The sequence below is a fragment of the Bradyrhizobium manausense genome, assembly GCF_018131105.1.
Classification (GTDB): domain Bacteria; phylum Pseudomonadota; class Alphaproteobacteria; order Rhizobiales; family Xanthobacteraceae; genus Bradyrhizobium; species Bradyrhizobium manausense_B.
This window is the reverse complement of record NZ_JAFCJI010000002.1, coordinates 1,258,663-1,271,012: the sequence shown is the minus strand read 5'-3', so window position 1 is coordinate 1,271,012 and position 12,350 is coordinate 1,258,663. Positions and strand designations below refer to the sequence as shown.

Annotated in this window: 12 protein-coding genes; 2 read left to right on the top strand and 10 right to left on the bottom strand. The window is 64.6% G+C overall.

Features of this window, described 5'->3' with window-relative positions; translation table 11 throughout:
* Positions 1 to 39 precede the first annotated feature (39 nt).
* Positions 40 to 492: a MarR family winged helix-turn-helix transcriptional regulator gene (locus JQ631_RS26330; protein ID WP_212331259.1), complete on the bottom strand. Its 453-nt coding sequence runs from the start codon at positions 490 to 492 to the stop codon at positions 40 to 42.
* Between the two features lie 268 nt (positions 493 to 760).
* On the opposite strand from JQ631_RS26330, the gene JQ631_RS26325 reads away from it, so the two are divergent.
* Positions 761 to 1,993: a rhodanese-like domain-containing protein gene (locus JQ631_RS26325; protein ID WP_212331249.1), complete on the top strand. Its 1,233-nt coding sequence runs from the start codon at positions 761 to 763 to the stop codon at positions 1,991 to 1,993.
* A 149-nt stretch (positions 1,994 to 2,142) separates the two neighbouring features.
* The gene (locus tag JQ631_RS26320) at positions 2,143 to 3,282 is read left to right on the top strand and encodes a radical SAM protein (RefSeq protein ID WP_212331247.1); all 1,140 of its coding nucleotides are present in this window, start codon (positions 2,143 to 2,145) and stop codon (positions 3,280 to 3,282) included.
* Here JQ631_RS26320 and JQ631_RS26315 read toward each other — a convergent pair.
* From JQ631_RS26315 to JQ631_RS26275, 9 genes are read right to left on the bottom strand one after another with little or no spacing between them, the layout of a single operon-like run.
* Positions 3,279 to 4,154, bottom strand: a complete 876-nt coding sequence (locus tag JQ631_RS26315) for an NAD-dependent epimerase/dehydratase family protein (protein WP_212331232.1) — start codon at positions 4,152 to 4,154, stop codon at positions 3,279 to 3,281. The genes JQ631_RS26320 and JQ631_RS26315 overlap by 4 nt on opposite strands.
* Positions 4,155 to 4,163: 9 nt before the next feature.
* Positions 4,164 to 5,075, bottom strand: coding sequence for a transketolase family protein (locus JQ631_RS26310; protein WP_212331229.1), 912 nt, complete (start codon positions 5,073 to 5,075; stop codon positions 4,164 to 4,166).
* Positions 5,072 to 5,887: a transketolase gene (locus tag JQ631_RS26305; protein ID WP_212331224.1), complete on the bottom strand. Its 816-nt coding sequence runs from the start codon at positions 5,885 to 5,887 to the stop codon at positions 5,072 to 5,074. Before JQ631_RS26305 ends, JQ631_RS26310 begins: the two co-directional genes overlap by 4 nt.
* Before the next feature lie 15 nt (positions 5,888 to 5,902).
* Positions 5,903 to 6,559, bottom strand: a complete 657-nt coding sequence (locus tag JQ631_RS26300; RefSeq protein WP_212331220.1) for a class I SAM-dependent methyltransferase — start codon at positions 6,557 to 6,559, stop codon at positions 5,903 to 5,905.
* Between the two features lie 19 nt (positions 6,560 to 6,578).
* Positions 6,579 to 7,853: a nucleotide sugar dehydrogenase gene (locus JQ631_RS26295; RefSeq protein WP_212331217.1), complete on the bottom strand. Its 1,275-nt coding sequence runs from the start codon at positions 7,851 to 7,853 to the stop codon at positions 6,579 to 6,581.
* Entirely contained in the window at positions 7,850 to 8,779 is a 930-nt protein-coding gene (locus JQ631_RS26290; protein WP_212331208.1) for a Gfo/Idh/MocA family protein, read from the bottom strand. The genes JQ631_RS26295 and JQ631_RS26290 overlap by 4 nt, the downstream gene beginning before the upstream one ends.
* A 7-nt stretch (positions 8,780 to 8,786) precedes the next feature.
* The gene (locus JQ631_RS26285; protein ID WP_212331206.1) at positions 8,787 to 10,346 is read right to left on the bottom strand and encodes a PfkB family carbohydrate kinase; all 1,560 of its coding nucleotides are present in this window, start codon (positions 10,344 to 10,346) and stop codon (positions 8,787 to 8,789) included.
* Positions 10,343 to 11,353 carry an NAD-dependent epimerase/dehydratase family protein gene (locus JQ631_RS26280; RefSeq protein ID WP_212331204.1) on the bottom strand — a complete coding sequence of 337 codons (1,011 nt, stop codon included), beginning with the start codon at positions 11,351 to 11,353 and terminating at the stop codon, positions 10,343 to 10,345. The genes JQ631_RS26285 and JQ631_RS26280 overlap by 4 nt, the downstream gene beginning before the upstream one ends.
* The gene (locus tag JQ631_RS26275) at positions 11,350 to 12,342 is read right to left on the bottom strand and encodes an NAD-dependent epimerase/dehydratase family protein (RefSeq protein ID WP_212331202.1); all 993 of its coding nucleotides are present in this window, start codon (positions 12,340 to 12,342) and stop codon (positions 11,350 to 11,352) included. Before JQ631_RS26275 ends, JQ631_RS26280 begins: the two co-directional genes overlap by 4 nt.
* Positions 12,343 to 12,350 lie beyond the last annotated feature (8 nt).

Sequence of the window (12,350 nt, the reverse complement as noted above, 5' to 3'; positions counted from 1 at the left end):
GCGCGCTCCTTGTCGCCAACAACGCGATGATCGCCCGTGTCAATCGTCGACGAGCCGCTTGAGCAGAGAGACGGCCGCAGCGAGCTCGTCCTGCTCCCGCGCTGACAGCCGCGCCGAAATGGTGCGTGAGAGCCAGTCCTGCCGGGCGGCACGACCGACCCGGATCCATTCGCGGCATGCTTTCGTCAGCGACAGGATGGTTTGACGGCCGTCCTCCGGATCTGGTGCGCCACTGACCAGACCCGCGGCCAGAAGAGCGGCGACCGCGCTGCTCATCGATTGCGGGCGCATTTTTTCCGATCGGGCCAGGCTCGACACCGTGGCGGGACCGTCCTTTTCCAGGCGCAGCAGGATCGACACCTGAGACGGCGTCAGGTCCTCCGGGCCAGTCTGCTCGCGAAGTCGGCGCTTCAGCTTTCCGACCAGCGAACGGAGGTCTTCAGCGAGCGCGCCGGCGCGCGCGGACGGGCGTTGGTCCGACGAATTGATCATGGCAGATTGACTGGCATATAGGAAGCTAATCTGTAAAGGTTAGCTGCGCAGTTAGTCTGTTCAAAATGACGTGAGCATGGCGTACTGCCCCCGTGGTCGTCGATCATGTGCAGTCACCATCGGCAATGAGCAGGTGTGTTCATCTCGTAGGCTCCAACTGCTTGCGACGATGCCCCTCTCACCTAAGCTGCGAATTTCCCGGTACGACTAGCCAACAGCTCGACAATCGTTCAAAAGCCCATGGCACCTCCTTGTTTGGGTTCACGCCATGAAGCCTCCGACTGTCACCCCCGCCGATATCCGCCGCGCGCTGCTGCTGCGCGAAGAGATCGCGCTGCTCGATCTCAGGCATGAGGCGGCCTTCGCCACCGGGCATCCGCTGTTTGCGGCCAACATGGCGGTGGATAGGATCGCGATCGAGGCTGAGGTGCGGCTGCCGCGCAAGGACGTGCCGGTCGTGCTCTTTGATGACGGTGAGGGGCTGGTCGCGTCGGGAGCCGAGCGCCTTGCGGCACTTGGCTACGGCAATGTCCGTGCGCTCGATGGTGGGCTGAAAGCCTGGCGCGCCGCAGGCTACGAGGTGTTCGAGGACGTCAATTCCTATTCAAAGGCGTTCGGCGAGCTGGTCGAGGCGCGCCGCCACACGCCGTCGTTCAGTGCAGACGAAGTGGCAAAGCTGATCGCCGACAAGGCCAACATCGCCATTCTCGATGTTCGCCGCTTCGACGAGTATACGATCATGAACATTCCGGGCTCGGTCAGCGTGCCCGGCGCGGAACTGGTGCTGCGGGCCGGTCAGGCTGCGCCGGATCCCGATACGACGATCATCATCAATTGCGCCGGCCGCACCCGCTCGATCATCGGCACCCAGTCGCTGATCAATGCCGGCGTGCCCAACAAGGTGCGCGCGCTGCGCAATGGCACGATCGGCTGGACGCTGGCGCGGCACACGCTGGCTCATGGTGCCGACCGGCGCGGTGCCGTCGGGTCGTTCGAGGGTGGGCCGGCCAATGCCCGCGACGTCGCCTACAGCGCCGGCGTCCGTCATGTCGGCGCAAACGAGATGTCGGCGCTGGTCGCCGAGACCGGTCGCACACTCTACCGCTTCGATGTGCGCGACGCCGAGGAATACACGGCCGGTCACCTCAAGGGCTTCCGCCACTATCCCGGCGGACAGCTTGTGCAGGAGACCGATATGGCCGCGCCGGTGCGCGGTGCGCGCATCCTTCTGACCGACGACAAGGGCGTGCGCGCCGACATGACGGCGTCCTGGCTCGCGCAGATGGGCTGGGAGGTTTACGTGCTCGAGGGTGGCTATGCCGGCGCGCTCGAGGTCGGCCCGCCGCTGGTCCTGCCGAAGCCTGACCCCGCGCATCGCTACCGCCGCCCCTACGAGGGAACCGATATCGCCGAGCGCGCCATGCAGGCCTATCTCGAGTGGGAATACGGCCTCGTCGACCAGCTTCGCCGCGACGATACGCACGGCTTCTATGTGATCTGAGCGCGGTCGCGTTGATCCACCGGACTTGTACGGAGCGGCCGGACCAGGCCTTGCCATGCCGCGCGAATGATGGTCGATTTTAACCCGAATCAGTTTTGCGTTCTGCCCAGACATCAGGGGTCGCCTGGATCCCGCCGCGACGGACGCAAATGGCTCACGACGCCGATACGATCGAACGACCTGCCGCAAGCGCTGCGTTTCTGCGCAATTTGCCGGCGCCGGAGCCGTCGATGGGCTCGGCCGCATACGTTGCCCAGCGTGAGCGGGCGCTGGCCTTCGATCCGCGCCGGCGTGCGAACTACGATAGATATCTGCGCGCGCGGACCGACCGCACCATCGTCGATTATCTGCCGATCAAGCTCGACATCGAGAATGTCAGCCGCTGCAATTTTCGCTGCACCATGTGTCAGGTCAGCGATTGGCACAAAGGCCAGCGCGCCGGCGACATGCCGCTCGAGAGCTTCAAGGCGCTGCTCGATCACCAATACGGCCTGATCGAGATCAAGCTCCAGGGCATGGGCGAGCCGCTGATGCAGGGCGATGCCTATCTCACGATGCTGCGTCATGCGCGCGAGCGCGAGATCTGGGTGCGTACCACCACCAACGCCTCGCTGCTGCATCTGCGCGAGAATTATCGCCGGTTGATCGACGCCGATCCGAACGAAGTGCAGATATCGATCGACGGCGCCGACGAGGCGACGTTCGAGAGCATCCGCCGCGGTTCGGTGTTTTCGCGCGTCATCGCCAATTGCAAGCTGATCAACGCCTATTCCCGCGAGATCGGTGTCGACCGCACCAAGATGTGGGTGGTGGTGCAACAGTCCAACCGGCACCAGTTGCCTGATTTCGTCGAGCTTGCCGCCGAGGCCGGCTTCACCAGCCTCGCCTTCTCGCTCGATCTCACCAATTGGGGCCAGGACAAATGGGGTGCGGCGTTGCGCGACATCGTCGCGGACGATGCCTTCACCGAGGACCTCTGCGAGCGGCTGATGGCGCGCGGCCGCGAGCTCGGCGTGCGCGTAGCGTTCTGGAACGTCACGGACAAATATAGCTGGCGCAGGACCGACAAGCTCTGCCCCTGGCCGTTCGAACGGCTTTATGTCTCCTCCGACATGCGCACCGTTCCCTGCTGCACCATCGCCAACCCCGAGGTTGTCGATCTCGGTAATGCCGAGGATCTCGTCGCGATCTGGCACGGCGAGGCCTACGAGACCTTTCGCCGGGATCACCGCGAGGGCCGCATTCCCGAGGTCTGCAAGGGCTGCTATCGCGAGGACGATCGGACCTAGCCGATCTCGCGGCCGTAACGATCGATCAGCGTCCCGATCTCCAACGGCTGGTAACCGTAGCGCGTGATCGCATGCGCGCTCGAAAGCGTGAACGATGTGTTGGTCGGGGCGGTCTCTTCGATCTTGGCCGACACCCCGAGGGCGAGCGCAAGGCGTTCAATGATTTCGCGCACCGTCAGCGATCCCGCGGCGCCGAGCACCGCCGCGTCGAAGCCACGCCAGGGCTCGCGGGTCAGCACGGCCTGGACGAGTGCGGCGATGTCGTCGATATGGGCTGCATTGTTGTAGAGGCGGTCGAGATGGAAGGCGCGTATTGGTTCGCCGGCCCGCAGCCGCGACGCCACGCCTGCGAGCCAATTCCGATGCGCCCCCGGGCCAACGATTCCCGGCAGGCGCAGCGCCAGCGTGGAAAATTCGGCCGAGAGTTCGGCGAGCCGCTGCTCGGCGATGAGTTTCGTCGCGCCATAGGCGTCGGGATCACGTATCGGCGTGGCTTCGTCGACGATGTCCTGCGCAATCCGGCCATAGTAAGAGAGCGACGAGAAGAAGATGAAGCGGCTGGCGCCCCAGCGTTGGGCGGTTTCGATCAGCGCGAAGCTCGCATCGACATTGTCGCGAACGAGCGTTGTGACATCGACGCCCGGGCCGGGTGACGTTGCAGCCGTGTGCACGATGGCGTCGAACGGGCCGGGAAGTTTGCCGGCGTCGATGAGATCGGTTCGGATCAGTTCGAGCCGCGCGACGCCGCGCAGCGGGGTAAGGAAATTCGTGTCGCGGCGATGGATGCCCAAGACATCATGGCCGCCGCCCGCGAGCCGACGCGCGACGGCGCTGCCCGAGAAGCCGGAGACGCCGGTCACGAGCACGCGCATCGTTCGCCCTCAGCCGATCGTGGCCAGGATCCGTTCGGGCGACAGGCCATGCGCCGCGAGCAGATCATTGGTCGAGCCGTAATTGTGGATGAAGGCATCCTGCAGGGTGAACGTATCGAGCCGGCAGGTGGCGCGGACGTCCCACGCGATCTGCTTCACCTGCGAGGCGAGCCCGCCCTGCGGCGCATGTTCCTCGATCACCACGACATGGCTGTGCTGTTGCAGCGCGGTCGTGATGCCGTCACGGTCGAGCGGCTTCAGCGTATGCGCCGAAACCAGCGAGACCGAGCGTCCTTGCGCGGCGAGCTTGTCGGCGATCGCAGTCGCCATCGCCGTGATCACGCCATAGGTGAGGATGCAGACGTCGCTGCCGCGGCGAAGATAGCGCAGCTTGCCGAACTGCCAGGGTTCGGCGTTTGCTGTCAGCACCGGCTCGCCGGCCTTGCCGATACGCAGATACACCGGCCCATTCTTCTGCCGCGCGCACCAGCGCGTGGCCTCGATGCATTCGAGGGGATCGCAGGGCGCGAGCACCTGCATGTTGGGCAGCGCGGAGGCGATTGCGATGTCCTCCTGGGTATGGTGTGTGCCGCCCAGCGTCGAATAGATCACGCCCGCGCCCATGCCGACGACCGTGACGGGCAGGTTCTGGTAGCAGAGATCGTCGCGGATCATCTCGAACGGACGGTAGAGGCTGAAGGTCGCGATGGTGTAGGCGAAGGGCTGGCAGCCCTTCAGTGCGAGGCCTGCCGCGATGCCGATCATGCTTTGCTCTGCAACGCCGACGTTGATGAATCGCTCAGGATATTCGCTGGAGAATTTTCCCATGCTGCCGGCCGGCGAGATGTCGGCGACGACGATATAGATGTCAGGGTTGGCGGTCGCCTCCGCGTACAGCGTCTCGGAAAAGGTGTTTCTCACGCCTGCGTCTCCAACTCGCTGATAGCCTGGGCATACTCATCCTTGTTTGGCGCGCGATAGTGCCAGATCGGTGCATTTTCCATGTAGCTGACGCCCTTGCCCTTGGTGGTGCGCGCCACCACCATCAGCGGCCTGTCGCCCTTGCGTGCCGATGCCGCCCGGACGATCGCCGCGGAATCGTGGCCGTCGATCTCGGCGGTCTCCCAGCCAAACGCCTCGAACTTTGCACCGAGCGGATAGAGCGAGGGATGTGTCTCGGAGGTGCGCCCGAGGCTCTGAAAATCATTGTTGTCGATGAAGGCGACGATGTTCGTCAGCTTCATGGAAGATGCCATCAGCACCGCCTCCCAGGTCGACCCCTCCTGGGTCTCGCCGTCGCTGAGCACAGTGTAGATCATTCCGTCGCGACGCTTGCCGCGTTCGGCCAGCGCCATGCCCACCACCATCGACAAGCCATGGCCGAGCGAGCCGGTCGAGGCCTCGATGCCGGGATTGCCGTAATCCGGATGCACGCCGAGGCGGCCGTGCGGCGTGCAATAGGCATCGAGATCGGCCCGCGTCAGCACGCCGAGCTCCTCCAGTACGACATACTGGATCATGCAGCCGTGGCCCTTCGACATCAGGAAGGTGTCGGGCGAGGACAGGCCGGGCTTGCGCATCAGCTCATTGTAAATGCCATCGACGATCTCAGTGCACGAGAACGCGCCGCCGATGTGCAGGGCCGAGACGCGTTGCGAGATGTCGAGGATGCGCCGGCGGTAACGCTGGCAGCGTATCCGCGCAGCTTTACCATCGAAGCTGGCTTGGGTCATGAAAGCGTCCTCGTCCTACTCGATGATCGTCCAGAAATAGTCGCCGGTATAGCCGGCCTCGTCGAACAGCGCGATCCAGCCTTGCGGGTAATCGTGGAAGCGGGCGGTCAGCACCCACTCCTCGAAGACGGCCTTCTGCTCCGGCGTGCGGTACGAATCGACCTGCACAAAGGCGCGGCCACCCGAGACGCGCTGGATTTCCTTCAGCGCCCGGATACAGCCGGCGCGGTCGAGATTGTGAATGGTGTTGAGGGAGATCGCACACCTGAAGCTGTTGTCGGGGAACGGCAGGTCCAGCGCGTCGCCGAGGTGCAGGCGACCGATCGTCTCCGCCTCGCAGTGCATCAGCGCGTAACGGGAGACGTCGAGGCCGAATGCCTCGAGCCCGGGACAGGCGATCATGAAATCCTTGACAAGAAAGCCCTTGGCGCACCCGACATCGAGCACGCGATCGCCGGGCTTGAGCGAGAAGTGCTGGATGAAATCCTGCGCCACCGGCGCCCAGCGTCCGTCGTAGCGATAGCCGCCATAACCATATTCGCGCGGACCGTCGAAATAGGCCTCGCCATATTCACGGGAGATGCGGATGTGCTCCTCGGTCTTGGCCGTGGCGCGCGCGGAGAGATTGCGCTTGCCGCGCGGCAGCTTGGAGAGGAGGTTTACCTCGGTCATCGGCATCATCCAGTCTGTGTCACGACGCCCGCGCGCCGAGCGTGCGGTAATCGAGGCCGGCCGCGCGGGCGGCGGCGGCATCGAGCATGCGGTAGGGATCGAGAATCAGGCGCCCGCGCATGATGCGAGCCAGATCGGCGGGCGCGAGTTCGCGGAATTCCGGCCAGGGCGTCATGATCGCGAGCGCATCGACATCGCGTGCGGCTTCGAGCGCGCTCGATGCGGCCGTCAGCTTCGGATGCTGGGCGGCGGACGCAGGCACAGCCGGGTCGAACGCACGCACCGGCCACGTCGCGAGCTGTGCGATCAGCGCCAGCGCAGCCGAGTTCTTCACCGAATGGGTGTTTTCCTTGTAGGCGAGGCCCAGCACGCCGATCCGCGCCTGTGGCGCCGTCGCCAGTAGCGCCTCGTGCAGCTCGCGCAGCGCCCAGTCCTTGCGATGGATGCTGTTGGCGACGATGGCGCGGATCATGCCGGAATCGGTGCTGTGCTGCTCCGATAGCCGCATCACGGTGACGAGGTCGCGTTCGATATTGCCGCCGGCGAGCCCAAGCCCCGGTGCGAGATAGGCATAGGGGCCAATGCGAGCGTCGAGCTTGAGCGCGGGCGCGATCTCGGACCAGTCGGCGCCGACGCGCTCGCAGAGCTCGGCGAGCGTGTTGGCGGTGGTGACGGACGCCGCCAGCGCGCAGTTGATCGAGATTTTTGCCAGCTCGGCGCTCTCGAGCCGCATCGGCAGCAGCGGGCAGCCGAAGGATTCGAGAAAACTTCGCCAGGCGGACGGCAATGCCGCGTCTGGATCGAGGCAGCCAAGGATGAAGCGCTCAGGTCTGGTCGCGCGTTCGACGGCGCGGCCGAAAACCAGCGTTTCGACCTGATAGAGAATACTTCGGCCGAGACGCTGCCGTTCCCGGGTAAAGCCCGGCGGCACCTGGCTGAGGATGACGATGGTCGCATCGACGCGGGTGTTGGCGAGCACGAGGTCGAGCAGCGCATCGATGCCGTTGAGATTGCTGGCGCCGGTGCCATCGGTCGGCACGTCAGGCGCGACATAGACGAGGTCGCATGCGTGCAGCGCCGCTGCGTCCGCCGAGAAGTTGATGTGGTCGCGATGCGCGCGCAGGAGCTCGTCGAGCCCGGGCTCGCGCACCGGCAGATCGCCCGCTGCGATGCGCCCGATCAGATGCGCATCGACATCGAAGCCGAGCGTCACAAAATTCTGGGCTGCGGCAGCGATGGCCGAGCAGAGGCCAAGATGGGTCATGCCGGCATAAGCGATGCGGGGCTGGGTCATGCGCCACGCCCCGCTTGAATCTCGTGATCGAGCCGCGTCAGCGCGCGATGCAGCCAGATGTCGTTGGAGAGATCAGTCTCCGCACGGGCTTCACAGAGCTGCTTGAAATGCACGAATTCGAGCGCCCAGGTCGGATCGTCCTGCACCAGGATCTGGCTCTCCTCAGGCGGCCGGCCGCTCGGCAGCACGCGGGTGCGGTGAACAAAGCTGCTCGGGCCCCATTTGCAGAGGGACTCGATATGCGCCGAGCCGTGCTCGGCAAAGACGTCACAGGTGAAATGGTTGCGCCAGGACAACAGCGTCATCTCGAGCTCGATCTGCGGGCGCCCCTCGGCTGCGATCACCACATGGTCGGGTGCGCGATTCTCGAAGCTTTCCGCCGAGACGATGCGGAAACGATCGGCGACGTCGCCGAACCAGAAGCGGACCGTGTCGAGCAAATGCGAGCCGAGATCGCCGAGCACACCATCGCCGGTGTCGCGCCAGGCCGAGTTGCGCACGAGCCGGGCGGTGCCATTGCCGTAGAACATGCGGCAGCGATAGACGGAGCCGAGCCGACCAGACTGTAGTAATTCGCGCATCCGCACGAAGTGTGGCTCGAAGCGGTGATTGTAAGCGGTCACGCACAGCGCGCCAGATCGGCGGGCAAGCGCTTCGAGGGCGCCAAGGTCGTCGCCGTTTACGGCAAACAGCGGCTTCTCCACCAGCACGTGCTTGCCGCGCTCAAGCAGATAGTTCAGCAAGGCGATCTTGGGCGCGTCAGGTGTGCAGACGATAGCCGCATCGAAGCGATCGACAGGAACATCTTCAAGCCGGCGCCAATTGGCTTCCGGCGCGACGGGATCGACGATCCCGACTGCGTCTTCGCCCGCGACCTTGAAGCGCTTGTGGCCTTGCACTCCGTACCCGACGACGATGACTTTCATCGCGGCCTCAGCGGTACTGTGCCTGCCGCTCAAGACGGTCGATCTTGTCGAGGATATCGTTCGGTTCGGTCGGAACGTTGCCCTGGTGCTCGCAGGCGACGGCGGCGGAGAGCGAGCCGAGCACGGCGGCCACCACGGCGTTGCCGGTGAGATACATCGCCGGTGCAGCATAGGCGAGCAGGGCATCGCCTGAGCCGACGGCGTCGACGACGTTGTCGGCAAAGCTGTCGACGGCAAAGAAGGAACGAACGTCCTCGTCGCTCTTGGGCTCGCCGCGGAACGCCATCAGGCCGCGCGGTCCGAGCTTGAGCAGCAGCGTCCTGCAATGTGCCTGGCGATACAGCTCGGTGCCGAGCGGACGCACCACGGAGTCCTGGTCGCCGAGCGCGAACCGCGCCTCGCGCTCGTTCGGCGTGATCAGGTCGAAACCCTGGAATTCGAGAATATTTCCCCAGCGGCTCGCGACCTGCGAATCGGCGACCCGGAAGGCGGTCTTCGGGATCGCCTTGACCAGATGCGGAATGGTCTCGCGGTTGAAGATGCCGTGGCGGAAATCGGTGAACACGACGATGTCGGCCTCCACCGACGCGACGCGATCGGCCAGCGTGCGCAGGATGCGCTCGGAGATCGGCCGGTTGTCGACGCGGTCGACCTTGAGCAGATGGTGGCCCGCGGCGACGATGACGTCCTTGTTGGTCGTCGGTCGGTTTGGATCGACGATCGCGTGGAAATCGATGTTGGTGGCGCCGAGATCCTGTTTGACGAACTCCGCCGTCGAATCGTCGCCAAGCACGGTGGAGAACGTGACTCTCGTGCCGGCGCTGGCGAGATGTTTGGCGACGATGCCGGCACCGCCGACGAAATCCTGCTTCTCCTCGAAGCGCACGCTCATCGTCGGCGTCTTGGTGCCGCCGCCGATCACGGCGCAGCGCGTATAGGTGTCGACGATCGTGTCGCCGATGACGTGGACGCGGAGATCGTGAAAGCGGTCGAGCACGCCGCGCAGGCTGTCGAAATCGAGGTGCTCGGCATAGAGCAGCGTCAGCAGCTTCTCGGTCGCGATCGAGGGCGGCGACGTCTCGATGATGTGCGAGGACGAGAACACGATGTCGCCGGGCGTGAAGATCAGCTCGCCGCCATAGGCCTCGACCGCTTGCTTCTCTTCGGCGGTGCGCGGATGCAGCCCGGCCGCGGTGTATTCGTAACCCTTGGCGAAGATGTCGGGCTCGATCAGGCGGATGTTGTCGATCGGCGTCGGCTTCGGGTCGATCATCACGTAATCGACGGCTTCGAGCGCGGCGAGGTTGAAGGCGCGCAGCTCCTGCGGCACGAACGGCCGGAAATTGGCTTTCAGGATATGCGCGTCCGCCGTGAGGCTCGCGATCAGGATGTCGCCCTTGCTCTTGGCATAGAGCAGATGGCGGACATGGCCGGGATGCACGACGTCGAACGTGCCGTGGCACATGATGACCTTGCGGGCGCGCGGACGGCGGCCGATCAGCGCGGCGATCTCGGCCGCGCTCTTCAGCTTGTGGCTCACCATCCGATGCGTCGCATCGTCCATCATGCCGGCGCTCCCTTGGTCGCAAGCGCGTTGAACCATGCCGACGTCGCCGCGGCAATGGTATCAGGGTTCCAGAGCGGCGCATCGCGCCAATAGTCGATCTCGGCGAGGATGCGACGGACGCCTTCCTCGAAGCTGACTTTCGGTTCCCAGCCAAGCTCGCGGCGAATCTTCGCGATGTCGGCAAAAGTACAATCCGGCTCGCCCGGCCGTTTCGGAATGTGGATCACGGGGCCGCCGAGCAGTGCGACCAGATGGTTGACCGACTGCGGATTGCCGGCGCCGAGGTTCCAGATTTGACCGGTCAGCTCAGTCTCCCCGGCACGCAAAAAGGCGTCTGCGACGTCGCTGGCATAGACGAAATCGCGCGTCTGGGTGCCGTCGCCGACGACGGTGAAGGGCTTGCCGGCGAGCTTCTGCCGCAGAAACACGCCGAACACCGCGCCATAGGCGCCTGCGGTGCGTGAGCGCGTGCCATAGGCATTGAAGATGCGGATGACGTTGACCGGGAGCTTGTACACGGCGTGCCAGTGCAGCACCGCCTGCTCACCCTGGTACTTGCTCAGCGCATACGGATATTGCGGCGAGATCGGATGGTCTTCACGGGTCGGGGTTGAGGCCAGCCCATAGCAGGAGGACGACGCCGCATAGACGAGCTTGCGCACGTTCGCCTGGCGCGCGCATTCCAGCACCTGCGCGGTGCCCTGCACGTTCACCCGCATGTAGTCGAGCGGCGACTCGATCGAAGGTACGATGTCGCCGATGCCGGCGAAGTGGAACACGCTGATAACGTCGCGGAACAGCGCTTCGCCCGGCTGCAGGTCGCGGACGTCGCCGCGTTCGAAAGTGAGATCGGGACTATGGCGATGCGCGGCGAGGTTGGCCTCGCGGCCGCCGACGAGATTGTCGATCACCCTCACCCGGTATCCCCGCGCCAGCAACAGCTCGACCATATGGCTGCCGATGAAACCGGCGCCGCCTGTCACCAACGCGGTCGGGCGCGCACTCATCTGGCGCCGAGTTTCTTCATGGTGCGGACGTTGTAGTACCAGTCGTCGTCAAAGCTGTTCGGCAGCAGATGGTTGACGAAGGCGCGGGCGAGGTCGCGCATCGCGTCCTCGATCGTTCGCGCCGGCGCATAGCCGAGCACGCGGCGGATCTTGTCGGAATTGACGTGATAGGAGCGATTGTCGTTCGACGGCGTGGTGACGATGCCGATGTCACGGCGGCCGTTCGTCTCGACGACGGACTTCACCATCGTGGCGAGGTCGGCGATCGAGTGGTTCTCGAAGCCGATGTTGAAGGTCTCGCCGTGGATCTTGTCGTGCGGCGCGGTCAGCATCAGCCGGTAGGCATCGACCATGTCCTCGATATGGAGGTTGGGCCGCATCTGCTTGCCGCCGAACACGGTGATGGCGCCCTTGTTCACGGCGTGGTTGGTGAGGATGTTGACGGAGAGGTCGAGCCGCGTGCGCGGGCTGTAGCCGCAGATCGTCGCCGGACGCACCGTCACGCAGGTGAAATCGTCAGCCTTGTGCTTCCACAGCAGCGGCTCGCACATGCCCTTGAACTTGTTGTAGAGCGTCAGCGGCACCAGAGGATGCTCTTCAGTGACGTCGGGCGCGTCGCTGACACCATAGACCGAGCTGGTCGAGCAATAGACGAAGCGCTTCACGCCCGCCTTGCGCGCCGCGACCACCAGTGGCTCGAAGCAATCGTAGTTGATGGTCTTGGAGAGGTTCTCGTCGAGCTCGAAGCTCGCATCATTGGAGATGCAGGCGAGATGCAGCACCGCATCCTGGCCCTTGAGGTACGTCGCGAGCTTGGCGGTGTCGCGGATATCGCCCTGCTCGACGCGCAGGTTCGGATGGTTCGGCAGCCGTGAGCCGAAGAACAGGAGGTCGTAGACGGTGACGTTGTAGCCGTCGGCGAGCAGGCGGGGAACCAGCACATGGCCGACATAGCCGGCACCGCCGGTGACGAGGACGTTCTTGAGCATTGCAATCC